The sequence below is a fragment of the Microbacterium aurum genome (assembly GCF_016907815.1).
In the GTDB taxonomy this organism is placed as follows: Bacteria; Actinomycetota; Actinomycetes; order Actinomycetales; family Microbacteriaceae; genus Microbacterium; species Microbacterium aurum.
Genome location: NZ_JAFBCQ010000001.1, coordinates 3,381,683 through 3,401,610 on the forward strand (window position 1 = coordinate 3,381,683; position 19,928 = coordinate 3,401,610).

General features: G+C 72.6%; 11 protein-coding genes. 1 reads left to right on the forward strand and 10 read right to left on the reverse strand.

The window, feature by feature from the left end; all coding sequences use genetic code 11:
- Positions 1-4 precede the first annotated feature (4 nt).
- From tuf to rpsL, 4 genes are all read right to left on the reverse strand, one after another.
- The gene (gene tuf / locus JOD60_RS16465; RefSeq protein ID WP_076691663.1) at positions 5-1,198 is read right to left on the reverse strand and encodes an elongation factor Tu; all 1,194 of its coding nucleotides are present in this window, start codon (positions 1,196-1,198) and stop codon (positions 5-7) included.
- A 151-nt stretch (positions 1,199-1,349) separates the two neighbouring features.
- A complete protein-coding gene (gene fusA / locus JOD60_RS16470; protein WP_076691664.1) occupies positions 1,350-3,464 on the reverse strand; it encodes an elongation factor G in 2,115 nt (704 codons plus the stop codon).
- A gap of 105 nt (positions 3,465-3,569) precedes the next feature.
- On the reverse strand, positions 3,570-4,040 hold the full coding sequence (rpsG, locus tag JOD60_RS16475; RefSeq protein ID WP_076691665.1) for a 30S ribosomal protein S7: 471 nt from the start codon (positions 4,038-4,040) through the stop codon (positions 3,570-3,572).
- 5 nt (positions 4,041-4,045) lie between these two features.
- Entirely contained in the window at positions 4,046-4,414 is a 369-nt protein-coding gene (gene rpsL, locus JOD60_RS16480; protein WP_005050525.1) for a 30S ribosomal protein S12, read from the reverse strand.
- A gap of 362 nt (positions 4,415-4,776) precedes the next feature.
- Here rpsL and JOD60_RS16485 point away from each other — a divergent pair, with 362 nt between their 5' ends.
- The gene (locus JOD60_RS16485; RefSeq protein WP_198159074.1) at positions 4,777-5,757 is read left to right on the forward strand and encodes an endonuclease domain-containing protein; all 981 of its coding nucleotides are present in this window, start codon (positions 4,777-4,779) and stop codon (positions 5,755-5,757) included.
- A gap of 227 nt (positions 5,758-5,984) precedes the next feature.
- Here JOD60_RS16485 and JOD60_RS16490 read toward each other — a convergent pair whose 3' ends face one another.
- The 6 genes from JOD60_RS16490 to JOD60_RS16515 are packed head-to-tail and all read right to left on the reverse strand — an operon-like array spanning position 5,985 to position 19,845.
- On the reverse strand, positions 5,985-7,952 hold the full coding sequence (locus tag JOD60_RS16490) for a DUF5684 domain-containing protein (RefSeq protein ID WP_232321792.1): 1,968 nt from the start codon (positions 7,950-7,952) through the stop codon (positions 5,985-5,987).
- A gap of 8 nt (positions 7,953-7,960) precedes the next feature.
- Complete coding sequence (locus tag JOD60_RS17070; protein WP_076691668.1) at positions 7,961-10,465, reverse strand: transglutaminase domain-containing protein; 2,505 nt, start codon at positions 10,463-10,465, stop codon at positions 7,961-7,963.
- Entirely contained in the window at positions 10,462-11,817 is a 1,356-nt protein-coding gene (locus tag JOD60_RS16500) for a DUF58 domain-containing protein (protein ID WP_076691669.1), read from the reverse strand. The genes JOD60_RS17070 and JOD60_RS16500 overlap by 4 nt, the downstream gene beginning before the upstream one ends.
- Positions 11,814-12,779, reverse strand: coding sequence for an AAA family ATPase (locus tag JOD60_RS16505; RefSeq protein ID WP_076691670.1), 966 nt, complete (start codon positions 12,777-12,779; stop codon positions 11,814-11,816). The genes JOD60_RS16500 and JOD60_RS16505 overlap by 4 nt, the downstream gene beginning before the upstream one ends.
- Positions 12,776-18,715 carry an Ig-like domain-containing protein gene (locus JOD60_RS16510; RefSeq protein WP_076692266.1) on the reverse strand — a complete coding sequence of 1,980 codons (5,940 nt, stop codon included), beginning with the start codon at positions 18,713-18,715 and terminating at the stop codon, positions 12,776-12,778. The genes JOD60_RS16505 and JOD60_RS16510 overlap by 4 nt, the downstream gene beginning before the upstream one ends.
- Positions 18,715-19,845, reverse strand: a complete 1,131-nt coding sequence (locus JOD60_RS16515) for a serine/threonine-protein kinase (protein ID WP_076691671.1) — start codon at positions 19,843-19,845, stop codon at positions 18,715-18,717. Before JOD60_RS16515 ends, JOD60_RS16510 begins: the two co-directional genes overlap by 1 nt.
- Positions 19,846-19,928 lie beyond the last annotated feature (83 nt).

The window sequence follows — 19,928 nt, forward strand, 5'->3', positions numbered from 1 at the left end:
TGGATTACTTCAGGATCTTGGTGACGGTACCGGCACCGACGGTGCGGCCACCCTCACGGATCGCGAAGCCGAGGCCCTCTTCCATGGCGATCGGCTGGATGAGCTCGACCGACATCTCCGTGGTGTCGCCGGGCATGACCATCTCGGTGCCCTCAGGCAGCGTGATGACGCCGGTGACGTCGGTGGTGCGGAAGTAGAACTGCGGGCGGTAGTTCGTGAAGAACGGGTTGTGGCGGCCGCCCTCCTCCTTGGACAGGATGTACGCCGTGCCCTCGAAGTTGGTGTGCGGGGTGACCGAACCGGGCTTGACGACAACCTGGCCGCGCTCGACGTCGTCACGCTTGGTGCCGCGCAGGAGCAGACCACAGTTCTCGCCGGCCCAGGCCTCGTCGAGCTGCTTGTGGAACATCTCGATACCCGTGACGATCGTCTTCTGGGTCGGGCGGATGCCGACGATCTCGACCTCGGAGTTGATGGCCAGCGTGCCACGCTCGGCGCGACCCGTGACGACCGTGCCACGGCCGGTGATGGTGAAGACGTCCTCGATGGGCATGAGGAACGGCTTGTCCTTGTCGCGCACCGGGTCCGGGATGGACTCGTCGACGGCGTTCATGAGCTCGACGATCGACTCGACCCACTTCTCGTCGCCCTCGAGCGCCTTCAGGCCCGAGACGCGGACGACCGGCGCGTTGTCGCCGTCGAAGTCCTGCGAGCTGAGCAGCTCACGGACCTCGAGCTCGACGAGCTCCAGGATCTCCTCGTCGTCGACCATGTCGCTCTTGTTCAGCGCGACCAGCAGGTACGGCACGCCGACCTGCTTGGCGAGCAGGACGTGCTCACGGGTCTGAGCCATCGGGCCGTCGGTGGCGGCGACCACGAGGATCGCGCCGTCCATCTGAGCGGCACCGGTGATCATGTTCTTGATGTAGTCGGCGTGACCGGGCGCGTCGACGTGCGCGTAGTGGCGCTTCGGGGTCTCGTACTCGACGTGCGAGATGTTGATCGTGATACCACGCTGACGCTCTTCGGGAGCCGAGTCGATCGACGCGAAGTCACGCTGCACGTTGGTCGCCGACGGGTACTTGTCGGCGAGCACCTTCGAGATGGCAGCGGTGAGCGTGGTCTTGCCGTGGTCGACGTGACCGATCGTTCCGATGTTGACGTGCGGCTTGGTCCGCTCGAACTTGGCCTTGGCCACTGGGTCCTCCTCAGGACATTCGTGTAGAGGTTCCGGGCGCTGGATTGCGACCGGTGCTCTACGGGGATGTTTCTAGTTTATGCGTATGAAGTTGTGTGTCACCGGGGCGCCGGTGTCGGATGCCGGGAGCGCGGCCCCGGCATCCGCCGAATCACTCGCCCTTGTTCTTCTGGACGATCTCGTCGGCGACGGCCTTGGGGACCTCGGCGTACGAGTCGAACTCCATCGAGTACACGGCCCGGCCCGAGGTCTTCGAGCGCAGGTCGCCGATGTAGCCGAACATCTCGGACAGCGGCACCAGGGCACGCACGACCTTGACGCCGGCGGCGTCCTCCATCGACTGGATCTGGCCGCGACGGGAGTTCAGGTCGCCGATGACGTCGCCCATGTACTCCTCGGGAGTACGCACCTCGACGCTCATGAGCGGCTCGAGGATGGTGGGGTTGGCCTTGCGGACGGCCTCCTTGAAGCCCATCGAGCCGGCGATCTTGAACGCCATCTCCGAAGAGTCGACATCGTGGCTCGCGCCGTCGATGAGGATCGCCTTGACACCCACCATGGGGTAGCCGGCGAGCACGCCGACGTTCATGGCGTCCTGGAAGCCCTGGTTGGTCGGCTCGATGTACTCACGCGGGATGCGGCCACCGGTGACCTTGTTCTCGAACTCGTACGGCTTGTCGGCCGTGAGCTCGAGCGGCTCGATCGCGAACTGGATCTTCGCGAACTGACCCGAACCACCGGTCTGCTTCTTGTGCGTGTAGTCGTGACGCTCGACGGCCTTCTTGATCGTCTCGCGGTAGGCCACCTGGGGCTTTCCGACGTTCGCCTCGACGCGGAACTCGCGCTTCATGCGGTCGACGAGGATGTCCAGGTGCAGCTCGCCCATGCCCTTGATGACCGTCTGACCGGTCTCGGGGTTGAGCTCGGTGCGGAAGGTCGGGTCCTCTTCGGCGAGCTTCTGGATCGCCAGACCCAGCTTCTCCTGGTCGGCCTTGGTCTTCGGCTCGATCGCGACCTCGATGACGGGCTCGGGGAACGTCATCGACTCGAGGACGACAGGCTCGTTCGGGTCGGCCAGGGTGTCACCGGTGGTGGTGTCCTTCAGGCCGATCACGGCGTAGATGTTGCCCGCGGTGACCGAGTCGACCGGGTTCTCCTTGTTGGCGTGCATCTGGAAGATCTTCCCGATGCGCTCCTTCTTGCCCTTGGTCGAGTTGATGACCTGCGCGCCCGAGTCGAGGTGACCCGAGTAGACGCGGATGTAGGTCAGGCGACCGAAGAACGGGTGCACCGCGACCTTGAACGCGAGGGCCGCGAACGGGTCGTTGGCGTCGGGGTGACGCTCGATGATCTTCTCTTCGTCCTTGGGGTCGTGCGCCTCGATGGCGGGCACGTCCAGGGGCGAGGGCAGGTAGTCCACGACCGCGTCGAGCATGGGCTGCACGCCGCGGTTCTTGAACGCCGAGCCACAGAGCACGGGGTACAGCTCGCCGGAGACGGTGAGCTTGCGGATCGCGCCCTTGATCTCGGCGAGCGTGAGCTCCTCGCCGCCGAAGTACTTCTCCAGCAGCGCCTCGTCGGACTCGGCGACCGTCTCGAGCAGCTTCTCGCGGTACTCGGCAGCGCGGTCGGCGAGGTCGGCGGGGATCTCCTGCACCTCGTACTTGGCGCCCATGGTGACATCACCCTTGGCATCGCCCGGCCACACCAGCGCGCGCATCTCGACGAGGTCGATGACGCCCACGAAGTCGTTCTCGGCACCGATCGGCAGCTGCAGCACCAGAGGCTTCGCGCCGAGGCGGTTCACGATCGTGTCGACGGTGAAGTAGAAGTCGGCGCCCAGCTTGTCCATCTTGTTGACGAAGCAGATGCGGGGCACGTCGTACTTGTCGGCCTGACGCCACACCGTCTCGGACTGGGGCTCGACGCCCTCCTTGCCGTCGAAGACGGCGACGGCACCGTCGAGGACGCGCAGCGACCGCTCCACCTCGACGGTGAAGTCGACGTGTCCGGGCGTGTCGATGATGTTGATCTGGTGCTTGTTCCAGAAGCAGGTCACGGCGGCAGACGTGATCGTGATGCCGCGCTCCTTCTCCTGCTCCATCCAGTCGGTCGTCGAGGCGCCGTCGTGGGTCTCGCCCAGCTTGTGGTTGACGCCCGTGTAGAACAGGATGCGCTCGGTCGTCGTCGTCTTGCCGGCATCGATGTGCGCCATGATGCCGATGTTGCGGACCTTGTTGAGGTCGGTGAGCACTTCTTGTGCCACGGGGGTTTTTCCTCTCGGTGATCGAGTAGCCCGCGCAGCGGGCGTATCGAGATCAGGGGGCGGATGCGGGGCCGGATCACGGCCCCGCATCCGTTGACGTGCTGGTTACCAGCGGTAGTGCGCGAAGGCGCGGTTCGACTCGGCCATCTTGTGGGTGTCCTCACGGCGCTTGACCGCGGCACCGAGGCCGTTCGAGGCGTCGAGGATCTCGTTCTGCAGACGCTCCGTCATCGTCTTCTCACGACGACCCTTCGCGTAGGAGACGAGCCAGCGCAGCGCCAGCGTGTTCGCGCGGTGCGGCTTGACCTCGACGGGAACCTGGTAGGTCGAGCCGCCGACGCGGCGGCTCTTGACCTCGAGGGTGGGGCGGACGTTGTCGAGCGCCTTCTTGAGCGTCGCGACGGCATCCTGGCCGTTCTTGGCCTCGACACCCTTCAGGGCGTCGTAGACGATCGACTCGGCGAGCGACTTCTTGCCGTCGACGAGGATCTTGTTCACCAGCTGGGTGACGATCGGAGCACCGTAGACCGGGTCGTTGACGACGAGGCGGCGGGGTGCGGGTCCCTTGCGAGGCATCTGCGTCAGCCCTTCTTGGCGCCGTAGCGGCTACGGGCCTGCTTGCGGTTCTTGACGGCCTGGGTGTCCAGGGCGCCGCGAACGATCTTGTAACGGACACCGGGGAGGTCCTTCACACGGCCTCCACGGACGAGCACGAGCGAGTGCTCCTGCAGGTTGTGGCCCTCGCCGGGGATGTAGGCGGTGACCTCGGTGCCGTTGCGGAGCTTGACACGGGCGACCTTGCGCATCGCCGAGTTCGGCTTCTTGGGCGTGGTGGTGTACACGCGGGTGCAGACACCCGCCTGCTGCGGGTTCGCCTTCAGGGCGGGCGCCTTGGTCTTGGTGACCTTGGGCGTGCGACCCTTGCGAACCAACTGCTGAATGGTTGGCACGTTCTCTCCTTGTCGTGCTGCGCGTGGCCGGAACCCTGCGCAGGTGCTGCACGGTGACAGCGATGGTGGTTTCACCACAGATCCACCGGCACGGCGGTGCGCCGTGCGTTTCGTGGTGGATATGCCGTGGGGGTGACCTGTTCGCAGGCCGGTCCCGAACGTGCGTCTCACGGTGTGTCTGCAGAGCCGGGCACGGCAGACGGCGCGCGAGAGCGCACACCCGCTCAATACTACGCCGTATGACCGAACCGGGCAAACGCACACCGCCATCGCTCTCTCCCCAGACGCCGCGGCCGGCCCGACTGTCCACAGATCCCGCCGCGAGCGGCACCAGAGCGGCGGGCCGCGGCATCCTGAGCACCATGCCCAGACGACCTCGACCGCTTCCCGCGCAGCTCGGCGCTGCGTTCGGCGTGGCCGACGCCCGCACGACCGGAGCCACCCGCGCGCGGCTGCGCGCGAAGGACCTCGCCCGTCCGCACCGGGGCGTGCGCGTGCGGAACGCGACCGCGCCGGCATCCGTCGACACCGATCCGCTCGCCCGCGACCGCCGCGTGCGCGCGGCCGTCCTGGCGCGCGTGCAGGCGTTCGAGGTGATCCGCCGCCCGCACGTGTTCTATACCGGCCGCACCGCCGTCGCGATCTTCGACCGCCTGTTCGACGACGATGACGGCACGGGGCCCCTGCAGGTGGGCGTGTTCGCACCGGCACGCGCACCCCGCGTGGCCGGGATCCGGGCGACGCAGACCTCGCCGGGGCTCGTGACGGTCGGCGCGATCGGAGCGCTGCCGGTGGCCAGTCCCGCGTCAGTCTGGGCGGGGTTGGCCGGCGAGCTCAGCGTCCGCGACCTCGTGCGTCTGGGCGACGCGCTCGTCCGGATCCCGAGGGGCGCGGGCGGGATGCCGCAGCCACAGGCCCAGCTCGCCACGATCGCGCAGCTGCGCGCCGCGGCGGAGGCGCCTCGCCGCAAGGAGCGTCGCAAGCTCCGCGCCGCGCTCGCGCTGATCCGCGTGGGGAGCATGTCGCCGCTGGAGACCGACTTCCGCGTCGACGCCGTGGAGGCAGGGCTGCCGGAACCCGAGCTGGACGTCGAAATGCGCGCGGCCGACGGCCGGCTGATCGGGATCGTCGACCTCGTGTTCCGGGCGTACCGGGTGATCGTCGAGGTCGAGGGCAGACACCACCGCTCGAGCGATCAGCAGTGGGAGCGCGATATCGACAAGTACGCCGCCCTCGCGGCGGAGGGCTGGGACGTGATCCGCGTCACCGGCCGGCGCGTCCGCGGCGGGCGGGCCGTGTCGCAGGTGTCCGCGGCACTGCGGCGTCGCGGCTGGGCGGGCTGACGGAGGCGCCGAGCACCGGCATCCGTCGGGTGGGGCGGGTTGGGTCGGACGGGTTGGGTTGGGTTGGGTTGGCAGTTGTGGCGGGATCCCGGGGAGGAAACAGCCACGAGTGACAAGGCAAGGGACCCGGGCGTCGTGCGGGGTGCCTTTGGGTGGGTTGGGTTGGCAGTTGTGGCGGAATCCTGAGGAGGATGCAGCCACGAGTGACAACGCAGTGGCCCCGGGGATCAGCGCTCGATCTGCGCGAGGTGGAACTCCTCGTCGCCGAGGAAGAAACGCTCCCCGGCGTCGATCTGGCTCCCGGGCTCCACCTCGATCTCGTCGCCCATGAGCGTGCGCACGAGCACGCCGTTGGTCGAACCGAGGTCGGTGACCACCCAGGCCTCGTCCCGCCGCTCCAGCCGCGCGTGGGTCTTGGAGACCGTCCGGGCATCGCCCGGCACGGCGACCAGCTGCGCACCGGGGAAGGCGGCGTCGCCGACGGGTCGGCGCCCCACGATGACCACGTCACTCGTGAGCGGCACGGGTGCCCCGGATGCCGGCACCAGCTGCCAGGTCGGCTTCTTCGCGCGCCGCGTGATCACGGTCTGGTCCAGATCGTCGTCGTCGGCGAACGGCTCGAGCCGGCGCTGCTGCGCCGACACGGCGTTCAGCGCCGAGCGGGGCGAGCCGGCGGCGGGCGAGCCGATGACGGCCGACACCTCGCCCGACAGCTCGGGGAAATCCTCCGGTTCGCCCGGCGCCACGGCGAACGCCGGCCACGGCCGCGCCCGGCGGCTGGGTGGCTCGGCATCCGGATCCACCGCGGAGCGGACGGCGCGGGGCGCCTCGGTCGTGACGGGCGGCGCCGAGGCGGCGGGCGCCGGGCGCTCGATGACGGTGTCCGCCGCGGCGTCGACCGGATCGGCGGGCCGTTCGGCACGCGCGGCGCGTGCGGACGGCTGCGCCGCCGGCACGCGCGTGACCGTGGCACTCTCCGGCAGCGGCACCGCCGTCGAACGCCGGCCGGGGACGACATCGATCGGCGCATCGTCGGCGGTGACCGGAGGCACGACATGGCGACCACCGGCGGCCGACGCCGGCAGGAAGTGCGACGGCGCGATCGCGGACACGTCGTCGACCTCGGACGGCCACTTCGCGTCGTCGTCTGCGAGGCCCTCGGCTGCACCCGGCATGGCGGCGGATGCCGCGGCGCGCTGATCGCCGTCCGCGTCGGCGGCCGGCACGGGCGCCGGCCGGGACGCGACGGCGGGTGCGGGCGGGACGGCGGAGATCGGCACCTGCGCGGCCGCGGTGGGAGGAGCGGCGGGACCCGGCTCCGACGCACCGGCCGCGGCCGGCGGAACCGCGGACACGGGGTCGGCGGCGGCGACCGGCGGCACCGGCTCGGGGACGGCGGCCACGGGTGTGGCGGGCTCGGGGGCGGCAGCGGTCGGCGGAACACCGGCGGGCGCGGCAGCGGTCGGAGGAACACCCGCGGGTGCGGCAGCGGTGCGCGGCGGGGTCGTCGTGGTGTCCGGAGGCGTCCACGCCGGGGCGGAGGTGACCGGCGGCGGTGCGAACGCGCTCAGCTGGTCGACGTCCTGCGGCGCAGCGGGCGTCTCCGACGCGCCGGACGCCGAAGGCACAGCGGACGCGGGAGACGGCGAAGACGCGGAAGACTCAGACACAGGTCCGGCGCCCCCGGCCGGAGCCGGGTCGGCGGCAGCGGCCCCGGCATCCGCCCCCGGGAACAGCGACGCGAACGGCGACCCGGGCGCGGGGGTGCGCGGGGCGGAGGCCGCCGGCTCCTCCTCCGCGGCCGGCTCCGGCGGCTTCCACCCGGCGGGGCGCGCGCCGAGCCAGCGCGCGGGGCCGAACCCGAGGATGCTCGCCCACACGACGAACACGAGCGCGGCCAGCACCGTCATGCCGGCGCCGTAGCCGAAGCCGGAGTTGATGCGGTGCGCCGAGATCACGACGAGCACGAACACGACGATGGACAGCGGTGGAATGAGGGCGAGGAGCACCAGCCACGGGCTGAACCCGCCCCAGCGCAGCACGGTCGCGACGTTGAGGAACGGGACCCAGCCTTTCCAGGCCTCCTCCCCCATCTTGCGGAACATCGCCCCGAGGGCGAGCGACGTCCACACGTACAGCGCCACGCCGACCACGAGCGAAAGCAGGCTCAGCAGCGCGACAACGGATTCGTCCATCGGTGCGTTCATGCGGTGCGCCGCGAGGTGGATGCCGCGCGACTCCCCCTCTCGGTATGGGTCAGCCTCGAGCTCGTGGACCGCCGACGCCGGAGGGTGCGGCGCAGAGCCGCCGGCACCAGCGACGCCGGGACGAACGATCTCAACGATACGGCTGCGCGCAGCCGCCGCCAGCCCGTCGGCGCGAAACCGGCGCGTTCGGCGTCGACGATCCGCCAGAACTCGGCTGCCTCGTCGTCGGTGGCTCCCGCCGCCGAGAAGACGGCGGCGTCGGCGGCGACCGCGAGGGCGCCGGATGACGGGGTGGCCAGCGCCGCGGCGACCTCGGTGCGGGTGGCGGCGGCGGGCGGGGTCCTCCCGGCATCGGCGGCCGCGTCGAGGAACTCGTCCCACCCGCCGGCGATGCGGGCGGCGGGCGCGGCGGCGCGGCGGCGCCCCCGGCGGCGGAGCGCCTTGGCGCCCACGACGAGCAGGAAGGGCCCGAGCACCACAATAGCCACGCCCAGGACGATCCCGCTGATCCGCAGCGTCGCCCACACCCACTCCAGGTCCACGGCCTCGTCGCGCTCAACGGGCGCGGCGGAGTCCTCCTGCGCGGGGCGCGGCGGCTGCACCTCGTCGACGCCGTTGGGCCGCACCGCGGTGCCGATCGTGGGATCCGGCTGCTCGGTGAGCTCGCGGCTGGGCGCCTGGGCGTGCTGCGGGGTGACGTCGACGGGGATCCAGTCGCCCGTGGACGCGCGCACCTCGACCCACGCCGACACGTCGCCGGCGTGACACACGCCGGCGGCGCAGACCGCGGCATCCGGATCGTCGGAGGTGAGCCGCGTGCCGACGACGACCCGCGAGGGGAAGCCGAGCTCGCGCGCGATGAGCGCCGTGGCGACGGCGAACTGCTCGTCGTCGCCGACGGCGGCGACGTAGTTGTCCGACGCCGCCGCGCGCGGATCGGCCTCGCGCTCGAGGAGAGCGGTGAACATCGCGTCGATGCGCGCGAGGGAGTGCCCCGATGCGCTGGGCGCGAACTCGTACGCCCCCAGCGCGCTCATCCAGGCGGCGCCCTCGGCGGGCTCGGTGAGGGCATGGCTGAGGTAACCGCGGTCGCGCAGCAGCGTCACGAGGCCCTCGAGCGCGGCACCGCCGGTGCCCGAGGTGTGCGTCTGCACCCAGGTGCGCAGGCTCGCCGGCGCCGCGACCGCGTCCTCGCCGCCGGTGCCGCCGAGACTGCCCTGACCGCCGGGAGCGGCTGCCTCGGCGAGCGCCGGCGCCTCGGGAACGGCGGCCTGCAGCCGGTAGGTGTCACCGGGGGTCCAGCCTGCGGTCTGCACGGCGGCGGAGAGGTCGTCGCTGACGTAGAACCCGTCGGCGAGCGCGGCGGCGCGGGCGCCCTCGAAGGTCACCGATCCGACGACGCCGGCAGACGGCATCCACAGTCCCGCGAGCCCGGCCTCGCCGGACGCGCCCAGCGCGTCGATGACGACGTCGGCGTCGACGGGAGTGCCGGGGCCGGCATCCCGCGCCGAGGCGAGCCTCACGAACGGCGCGCCGGCGGCGGAAGAGTCGGTGCGGAAGACGGCGCCGTCGTAGCGGTCGAGCACCGCGAGGCGCACCCGCTCGGGCGCCGCGTCGCCGGTCACGCTGTAGAGCACCTGGTCGATCTCACCGTCGGCGAACAGGGCGCGGTACGAGGCCAGCGGGCTCACCGCCCGCGACAGCTCGACGCGGGGGCCGGTCGCCTCGCGGAGCACGACGCGTTCGCCGGATGCCGCGGTCGCCGGCACGGCGAGGGCCGCCGCCGCCGCGACCACGACCATGCCCGCCCCCAGCGCCGCGCGACGCGCGTCCGCCGCCGGCCGCAGCACGTGCACGCCGCTGCGGGCGGTGGCACGCCGGAGCGCCCGCACGCGCTCGTCGCGGCTGCGCCAGGCCAGCCACAGCACGCCGGCGAGGAGCGATCCGATGCCGACGGCGGTCTCGACGGGGGCCGCGAGGGTCAGCGGGCCGACGGTCAGCGGGGCGCTCACCTCGGTGCGCCCGAACAGCAGCCCGAACCCCGACATCCCCACCCCCACAGCGACCGCGAGCACCCCGAGCGTGTCGGTGCGCCACGCGAGCAGCAGTGCGGACGCGGTCCCCACGAGGAAGACGATCAGCGCCGGCACCAGCAGGTTGCGGTACGAGCCGACCGGCAGGTCGACCGTCAGGAGGTCCTTCCAGCCGAACAGCGCACCGGCGATCAGCTCCCCGAGCCCGTGCAGCAGCTGGTCGGGCGGGCCGACGCGGGACGGCACCGCGAGCGGGACGCCGACGAGCAGCACAGCCGCCGTGACGAGCTCGGCCGCCGCCCACCCGTTCCACCGTCGCCACCGCACGAGCACGGCGATCCCGGCGCCGATGAGGGATGCCGCGGCGACGAGCACCACGAACGAGAGCGACCGGTAGATCGGCCAGGCCGCGACGGCCGCCAGCACCACCGCGACGGCGACGTAGATCGCGCCGGCGAGGACCTTCACGAGGTCACCCCCCGCAGCAGCAGCCCGGCGAGGTCGTCCAGCGTCCCGATCGTGACGACCGTCAGCGCGCCCGCGACCTGCGTGCGCGGGTGGGCGCGCTCGTCGCAGACGACGGCGATGACCGCGGCATCCGCCGGGAACGCCAGCGCCGCCTGACGCAGCGCCGCGAGACCGACGTGCGACCCGGTGACCATGACGGCGATCGAGAGCCGCTCGTTCGCCTCCGCCGCCAGGCGGCAGACGTCCGCGAAGGCCATCGTGTTGGCGAGCCGGTCGACGCCGCTGAACCCGTCGAGCACGACGCGCGGCGCGGTCGCCGGAATGTGCCGGATCGCCCGCAGTCGGCCGCGGACGACGCGCGGGATCTCGGCACCGACGACGATGTCGAGATCGCGCGCGTCGTGCACGGCGCGGAGCGTCAGGGAAGCGGCGGCGCTGACGGCGAGCTCGAACTCGTCGGCGGAGGCGTACTCCGCCTCCGCGAGCCCCAGGACGACGGCCATCCGCGAGCGCCGGGACTCCTCGTACTGGCGCACCATGAGCTGGCCGGTCTTCGCCGTCGACTTCCAGTGGATCTGCCGGCGCGAGTCGCCCGGGGCGTATTCACGGATCGCGTGGAAGGACATGTCCGCATCCACCAGGCGCCGGGTGGGACTGCCGTCGAGGTCGCGGATGAGACCGGCGCTCGAGGAGGGCACCACGGTCGTGCGGGGGTGGACGTAGAGGTCGTGCACGTCGTCGAAGGCGTGCTCGCGCCGCAGCATCCCGAGCGGGTCGGAGCGCACCGTGGTGGCCGGGCCGATCCGGACGATGCCGCGCCGCTGCGGGGGCAGCTCGAGGGTCTGCTCCGATGACGCCCCGGGCCGGAGCATCGGCACGCCGAACTCCACGAGCCCCGCGCCGACGGCGACGTCGATGCGGCCCGGCAGGGCGATGCGCGTGCCGGTGTTGCGGACGGTCACGGTCGCGACGGCGGGCGAGCCGGCGACGACGCGCTCGTGCCCGAGGGCGAGGCCGACGTCGTACGCGCGGGCGTGGAAGAGGAACGGGATGCTGAGCAGCAGCAGCACCAGCGCGGCGGCACCGGCGACGAGCGCCTCGACCCAGCCGAACACCACCCCGGCCGCGAGTCCCGCCGTCGCGGCGGCCAGCACGAGCGCACCGGCCGGGCGGATCGTCGCGCGGCACCAGGCGGCGAACGCGCGCAGCCCGGCGCGCGTCGCCGTCCACGCGCGCGAGGCCCGCACGGCGGCGCCGACGAGGGCGCGGGAGCGCTGCGAGGTGACCTCGGTCCGCTCGCCGGTCAGTCCCCCCGCCGCGGTGCGGGTCAGTCGGGTGTCGCCGAGGGTCACACGCTCTCCCGGCGGGTGGGCGGCGGCACGTCGAGCAGCACCTGGCCGATGACGGCTTCCTGGGTGACCCCGTCGAACTCGGCCTCGGGGTGCAGGATGAGCCGGTGGGCGAGGACCGCCACCGCGAGCCGCTTGACGTCGTCGGGGGTGACGTAGGTGCGGCCGTGGGCGGCGGCCGATGCACGCGAGGCGCGGGTCAGGGCGAGGGCACCGCGGATGCTGACGCCGAGGCGCACCTCGTCGGCCGAACGTGTGCCGTCGACGAGACGGGCGATGTAGTCGAGCACGAGCGCGTCGACGTAGACGTCGGCGGCGAGCTCGGCCATGCCGGCGAGGGCGCCGGGGGTGATCACCGGCGCCAGTTCGGCGGTCGCGACGGCGGCCTGATCGAGGATCCGCACTGTGGCGGCGTGGTCGGGGTAGCCGAGGGAGGTGCGCAGCAGGAAGCGGTCCAGCTGCGCCTCCGGCAGCCGGTAGGTGCCCGCCTGCTCGACCGGATTCTGCGTCGCCAGCACGAGGAAGGGCCGCCCGACGTCGCGGGTGACGCCGTCGATCGTGACACGCCCCTCCTCCATGACCTCCAGCAGCGCGGCCTGCGTCTTCGGGCTCGCGCGGTTGATCTCGTCGGCGAGGACGATGTTGGCGAAGATCGGCCCGGCGTGGAACTCGAACGCGCCGGTCTTCTGGTCGTAGACCGTGATGCCGGTGATGTCGCCGGGGAGGAGGTCCGGTGTGAACTGGATGCGGGTCGTCGTGCCCTGCACCGACTGCGCGACGGCGCGCGCCAGCGAGGTCTTCCCGGTGCCCGGCACGTCCTCGATGAGGACGTGCCCCTCGCTCAGCATCGCCGTGAGGACGAGCTCGACGACGTGACGCTTGCCGAGGACGGCGCGCTCGACGTTGTCGGCCAGCTGGGAGAACGTCTGGGCGAACCAGGTCGCCTGCTCGGTCGTGATCGTCATGGGGTGCTCTCCTGGGGGGAAGGGGTGCAGCGGGCGGACAACTGTGCGGTGGCGTCGTCCAGGCGCCAGCCCTGGCGCGACCAGTCGACCTCGACGCGGATGCCGGTGACCTGCACCGCGGCGTCGGGGACGAGCCAGGGGTTCTCGCCGGTCGGCAGGGTCGCGCCGTTCTCGTCGAGATAGCTGATGCGACTCGTGTCGAAGGTGATGGCGGCCAGCGATCCGGTGGAACTCGACGTGCGGGCGAGTTCGCTGCCGCCGGTGCAGGCGCCGAGACCCCAGCTGGCCTGCACCTGGTAGGGCGCGCTGCCGGCGGCAGGGCTGACGGTGCCCCAGGCGGACTGCCACCAGCCGGAGGTGTGCTCGTAGCGCACCTGGATGCGCGGATCGGCGTCGAAGACGGTGCTGCCGGGCCAGCCGCTGAAGGCGACGACGTTCTCGTTGGGGACCGTCTCGCGCGAGGTCGGCTGCTGGTCGATCGTCCACGTCGCGCGGTTGCCGTCGACGTGCGCGGTCGGCCCGACGACGAACGTGTACCCGGTCGGCGCCGCTCCGCTCTGGACGGCCCGGACCTCGGCGGTCGTGGTGGTACTGCCGAACGAACGCCCGTCGAACCACGACTCCGCGCACAGCACGAACGTGTAGAGGCGCCCGTCGTCGAGGCCGCGGAAGACCTCGGGGGACCCGTTCGGCGACGTGCGGCAGGTCTGCCCGTCCTGCACGATGCCGTACCGGACCGTCGCCCCGTCGCCGCCGGGAGTGGCGGCGCCGGTCGCCGTCACGTCGACCTTGCCGCGGCCGACGTTGACCGCCGACAGCGTGAGCGCGGGCGAGGTGGGTGCGCCGATGCCGTGTGCGAGGACGACCATCGACCCCGGCGCGGGTCCGGGCAGGCCCGGGGGCACGGCGTAGCGCGACAGCGGCGTCACCGTCACCGGGGTGTCGGTGTTCGCCCCGACCCGAAACGACGCCACCGACACCTGCGTCTGACGCGGATCCACCGCGATCGTCTGGGTCTCCCCCGCCGGGCTGCTGATCTGCAGCGCACCGGTGTCGGCGGCATCCACCCCTCGGATCGTCAGCGACGCGACCCCGCCCTCGGGACCGGCCACGACGGGCGTTGCGCTCGCGTCGGTGGGCGCGGCCGGCGGGTCGTACGCCCACGCCGTGGTGCGCACCGCGGCCCGTGAGAAGCCCACCGCGTTCGCGGCGACCACCTCGTAGACGCGCTGCTCGCCGTTGGGCGCGGCGATGGCGGGGCACGTGCCCTGCGGGCTGCAGGTCGCGACCTTCTGACCACCCTGGCGCACCTCGAACCCGGTGAGGGCGGGGTAGGCGGCCTGGGCGGGGCCGGGGTCCACCCGCAGCGTCACACTGCCGTCGGCGTAGCCGGACTGCGCGATGCTCGCGGGCGCCTGCGGGAACCCCTGCAGGTCGAGCAGCAGGCGGCCGTCGCGCGCCGCGGCGCTCTGCCGGCCCTGCGCGTCGCGGACCGTGAAGGTCGCGGTGCAGGTCGCACCTGGCGCGTCATCGCTCCAGCTCGCCGTGATGCGGGTCGCCGACGCGACCGAGAACGTCACGCCGGTGCACGCGCCCGCGGGGGCGACGGCGACCACCTGCAGCGGAGTGCTCGGCAGCGGGTTGACCTCGCCGGAGGCGCCCACGACCTCGATCGAGCATGACCTGCCTGAGGCCTGGCTGCACTGCTGCTGCACCGAGCCGCCCTGAGGCAGGGTCGAGGGGGCGGCGCCCACCCGCAGCGCGATGCGCGCGGGGGTGACGCCGGGGTGGCTGGTCACCTCGACGACGACGCCCTCGACCGTGCCCGGCGCGGCGTCGTCCCGGCCCCGGACCGTCAGCTGGGTGCCGGCGAGGGTGACGTCGAACGATGCCGCGGTGTCGGCGACCCGGTACTCGATCGCCTCCGGGCGCCCCTGCCACGTCGTCATCGACCCGAGGTCGAACACGTGGGTCTCGCCGGGGGCGACCTCGAGGGAGGCGGGCGCGAGCGTCGGCTGCGGGTCGATCGGGGTGACGACGACCGGAACCGAGAGCACTGTCCAGTTCGTCTGGCCCGCCAGTCGCACCGGCACGAGGCAGGCGTCGGACCACGGCGCGCCCGCTCCGGCCGTGTACCGGATGGTCGTCCCGCTCACGAGCGTGCAGGTGGCCGCCTCGCGCGCGCCCGCGGCGCGCACCGCGGCACCGTCGTCGCCGCCGACCTCGAGCGTCGCCCCGCGCGGCGTCGCCACCATCGTCGCGAGGTCCGCCTCTGCCTGCGCGTCCTCGCCGACGGTCAGCGGCGCGATGCCCGGGCGCAGCGCGAGAGACACTTCGGAGGCGGCAGGGATCCGCAGGAACGCGTACGTGGTCACGGTTCCGCCGGCGGTCTCCCCCGTGACGGAGAACGGGATCAGGTGGGCCTTGTCGTCGACGCGGCCGCGCAGGCGCGCGCCGTCGGCGACGATGCCCGCCGGCGCACCCCACAGCCCGAGGGTGAGCTCCGCGGCATCCCCTCCCGACCACAGCACCTTGCCGCGCAGCACGTCGATGCCGTCGGCGAGGTCGTCGCGGTTCTCCACCGTGAGCACGGTGTCCTCCACGACCGGGTAGTCCGGCACGCGCTGGCTCACGACCTTCACGACGAGCAGGCCCCGCGCGGTGTTGCCGGAGGTCGACTCCACGTCGTACAGGAACGACATCGTGCCGGGCTCGGTACCCGCGGCGATCGTGACCGTGTCGTCGGTGATCGACTCGATGAGGTCGTTCAGCCGCGTGAACTCCGGGGTGGGCGTGCCGTCGAGGGCGAGCTCGGGGACATCGGGGCGCACCGCGACGAGCGTCAGCGCCCCCTGCATCGGGTCGAGGTCGTTGGCCAGGGGGTGCACCCGGATGACGCTGTCGGCGCCCCCCTGCACGTGGACGTAGTCGGTGTAGGTGACCGGGGCCGGATCGGCGTCGCCGCTCAGCACCCCGATGCGCACCGTGCCGGTGCCGGTCGCGCCCTGCGGATCGACGACGCGGTAGGTGAAGGAATCCTGCCCGTTCGTGCCGGCGAGGCTCGTGTAGACGATCGAGGTGCCGTCGGCGGAGATCACCGCCGAGCCGTGCGTGGGCTGCGTCACGATCCGGTCGAGCCGCACGACGTCGCCGTCGGGGTCCATCCCGAAGCCGTCGAAGGGAATCGTCGTCGACAGCCCGCTGAGCACCCGGCCGGACAGCCGCGTGGGCAGCGGCTCGCGGTTCGTGTCGTCGGCGACCACTCGCACGCGCACCGTCGCGATGTCGCCGAGCGCGGGCGCGCCGGTCGTGAACGCCCGATACCCGACGGTGTACTCGCCCGGCTGGTCGGGGGCGAGGTAGCGCAGGAGGTCGCCGGAGGCGAAGGCGAGCGCGTCGGTGGAGGAGGACTCGATCGACTCCGCGTCCAGCCGCGGGCGGGTGCCGGGCGCGGCGACGTCGTTGGCGAGCACGGGGATGTCGACCTGCGCGCCGGCGCGGACGATCACGGAGTCGTCCACCGCGATGGGCGCCGCCTCGGCGGCCGGCGGCAGCAGGTACACCGTCGCCTGCCCCTCCACCTGCGAGCCCTCGTCGGCGGTGCCATCGCTCACGCGGTACGACACGGTGCCGAGCGGGCCGGACTGTCCCGACGCCGTGGATCCCGACACCCGCAGCTGGCTCTGCCCCACGGCATCCGCCGCCAGCGACGAGCCGGAGGCGGGATGCACGACGACGTCGCTGAGCAGCAGCACCCGGCCGTTGGGGTTGGAGACGGCCGCGAAGACGTCGACGGTCGCGTCGGCCTGCGGCCGGACGAAGGCGACGACCGGGGCTGTCGACAGATCCGCGGGGGCGTCGGGGGCGAGCAGCGTGATGCGCACGGTGCCCGTCGCGTCGTGACCGCCGCCGGAGACGGTGACGGTGACGCGGTACGTGCCGGGCGCGGAGGCGGCGAAGTCGAACTGCGTCGAGCCGCCGACCACCGTCGCCGACGCGGCGGCGTCGTCGAGCACGCGCGCCGCCGTCAGCGCGAGATCGCCCGCCGTCCCGGTGACGTGGGGCGCGACGTCCACCGTGACACGGGAGTCGGCGACGCCGGTGACGGCGAAGGACTGCACGACCGGCTGCGCGTCGCCGCGCACCCGCACGACGAGCTGCTTCGTCGTCGTCGCCCCGCGCGCGTCGGCGACCGTCAGCGTCACCGCGGCGGACTGCTCGTCGGCGGCGCCGGTGTCGTTGTGCTGGAAGACGACGTCGCCCTGCGGCGTCGTCGCGACCTGGCCGAGCCCCGAGTCGTCGGTCGCCGACAGCAGGAGCACGGGGTCGCCCTCGGGGTCGACCCAGTCGCCCAGCACCGGCAGGCTGATCGTGCCGCCGGGCGCCACCTCGGGCGAGGGCCAGTCCTGCTGGCAACCGTCCACACCGCACCACACCGGAGCGGAGTTTTCGCCTTCGCCCACCACCCGCAGCGTCACGGTCGCCGGCTGCGACATCAGCCCGTCCGGACTGGTGCCGTCGGTCACGGCGTAGGAGAAGCTCGCGATGCCTGCGGCATCCGGCGCCACCCGCACCGCCAGACGCTGTCGGTCATCGGTGGTCGTCACGACCCCGAACGCGGGGTCGAGCCCCGTGACGGATGCCGGGTCCACCGCGAGCACGTCCTCATTGGGATCGTGGTCGTTCAGCAGCACGGGAAGGGACACGAGCTCGCCCGGCCGCACGCCGAACGCGTCGTCCTCCGCGACCGGCGGCCGCGGGTCGATGACCGGCGGCGGTTCCTGCTCGTTGGTCGTCGACGCCGTCTGCACGTCGTCGTCGAGGTTCCAGTTCTGACTCGACGGCAGCAGCGCCCCGTCCGGAGCCGACCAGACCCAGCCCGACCGTGCGTCGTTGAGCACGAGGGAGTCCCCCGCCGCGACGAAGGTGGGCCGGCGCTGGGCCGGCAGCGTCAGGCCGCCGTAGTCGAGCGTGACGTCGCCGCCCGTCGAGGTCCAGAGGGTCCCGGGGCCCGCACCCTCGGGCAGCCACGCCGCCGAGACGGTCTCGCCGTCGACGACGGGACGGGCGGGCGTTCCGCGCGAGGTCGTGCTGTCGCCGAAGACGCGCTCGGCCGTCCCGTCCGCGACGTCCAGCCGCACGAGCCCGCTCTCGTCAGCGAGGTAGACGGCATCGCCGGCGACGGCGCGGCTGACCGCGACGGCGCCCGCCGTGCCGGTGCCGCCCGCGGCGTCCGCGGTCCAGAACCTCCCCGCGGCGGTGTCGAGCAGCACCCAGGCGTCGCCGGCCGCTGTCAGCGCCAGCGCGTCCGCGTCGGCCTGGACCTCGTCGGAGCGCTCCACCTGCCCCGACGCGATGTCCACGCGCACGACGGTGCCGGCATCGGCGGAGTAGCTGAACACGTCGCCGTCGGCCGTCACGGAGATCGCGTCGGAGGTGTACGGCGCGGCATCCTCGGCCTCCGCCTCCTCGGCGCCGCCGGCGCGCGGATCGATCTGCGCGAGCGTGCCCGTCGACAGCCGCCCGGCATACACCGCCCCCGCGTCGGTGCGGTACGCGACGTAGTCGCCGACGCTGTCGGTCTCGGCCGTGCCCGCCGGTGCGGCGCTCGCGTCGCGCAGCCCCTCGGTGTCGAGGTCGATCGGCACGGCGTCGTCGATGCGGATGACCTTCGAGTCGCTGTCGGTGAACATGTACGCGCCCGTCGGGGCCGTGACGATGCGGCTGGGGTTGCTGACGGCGCGCACGGTGTCGAGCTCGCCGATCGCCGTGTTCACGCGGGCGTAGCGCAGTCCGTCGGCCTGCAGGACCCACGCCGTGACGTCGCGGGGCGGGGTCTCCTGCGCATCCAGTCCCGGCCAGGCGATGCTCACCCCCGCGACGAGCGCGATGACGGCACCGGCGGCGCTGAGACCCGCGACGGTTCCCCGGCGCATCAGTGCGATCCCGTCCAGACGATCGCGAACGCGGTCGCGGCGAGCGCCAGCAGCACGGCGCTGGAGGCGACGATCCACGGCCACACGTGCCGGCCGGAGGCGCCGGCGATGGCCTCGTCGTCCTCGTTCGTCGGCGAGCGGCGCACGGTGTCCGCCCCGGCACTGCGGCGCCGGCCGTCGTGCTCGACCCGGCTGCGCACCGGTCCCCGCACCGTCGTGTCGGCGAAGTCGACGGCGTCGGATGCCGGCATCCACTCGTCGGTCGGAACCTCCAGCGGCGTCGGCGCCAGCCCAGCCGCCCGCTGCACGGCGCGCACCGCCTCGCCGAACTCGCGGGCGGAGGCGAATCGGCGATCGGGGTCACGGGTCATCGCGGTCGCGAGCACGTGCTGCAGATCGTCGGGGACGTCCGGCCGCGCGATCGGGACGTAGGTGGCGCGCGCGATACGCCGGCGCATGAGGTCGCGCGTGTTCTGATCCTTCTCGCGGCGCTCGAACGGGCTGTGCCCCGCCAGCAGCGAGTACACCGTCGCCCCGAGGCTCCAGACCTCGCTCGCCACCGTGCCGCCGGTGTGCTCGGCGACGACCTCCGGCGCGCTCCACGGGATCGACATCGCGAGCACATCCGGCGCCGCGCTGCGCACGAGCGAGGAGGAGATGCCGAAGTCGGCGAGCACAGCGGAGCCGAAACTCGTCACGAGGATGTTGCTGGGCTTGATGTCGCGGTGGATGAGCCCGGCGCGGTGCGCCGACTCGAGCGCGCCCGCCAGCCGCACGGCGATCGCCATGACCTCGTCAACCGGCATCCGCTCGATGCGGTAGCGCTGTGCGAGGGACCCCGGGCAGTACTCCATCACGATGTAGGGGCGGCCGTCGGCGGAGATGCCCGCCTGGTACACGGTCACGATCGCCGGATGCGCCGACAGGTGCGCGAGCACGTCGGCCTCGGCGTTGAACATCCGCAGCAGATCGGGGTCGTGCTCGTTGGCCGGCAGCACCTTGACCGCAACCGCACGCCGCGGCATGTCCTGCTGGTAGAGGAAGACGTCGGCGAATCCGCCCGAGCCCAGCGGCCGGACGTAGTCGAGGCCGGGGAGCAGAGGCGGCGCGGAAGGGAGCCTGCGCGTCATGGCACCCCTTACCGATCAGCTGGTCGTGTCCCCAGTGGACTCGCTCACATCGACCCGGCGGGTGGAGACGAGAACCCGGCCAT

What these genes read in the sequence shown, in the direction of transcription:
- JOD60_RS16505 (WP_076691670.1), bottom strand. Translation starts at nt 12,779, where the DNA reads ATGACGATCACGACCGAGCAGGCGACCTGGTTCGCCCAGACGTTCTCC.
- rpsG (WP_076691665.1), bottom strand. Translation starts at nt 4,040, where the DNA reads ATGCCTCGCAAGGGACCCGCACCCCGCCGCCTCGTCGTCAACGACCCG.
- JOD60_RS16515 (WP_076691671.1), bottom strand. Translation starts at nt 19,845, where the DNA reads ATGACGCGCAGGCTCCCTTCCGCGCCGCCTCTGCTCCCCGGCCTCGAC.
- JOD60_RS16510 (WP_076692266.1), bottom strand. Translation starts at nt 18,715, where the DNA reads ATGCGCCGGGGAACCGTCGCGGGTCTCAGCGCCGCCGGTGCCGTCATC.
- JOD60_RS16490 (WP_232321792.1), bottom strand. Translation starts at nt 7,952, where the DNA reads ATGGACGAATCCGTTGTCGCGCTGCTGAGCCTGCTTTCGCTCGTGGTC.
- JOD60_RS16485 (WP_198159074.1), top strand. Translation starts at nt 4,777, where the DNA reads ATGCCCAGACGACCTCGACCGCTTCCCGCGCAGCTCGGCGCTGCGTTC.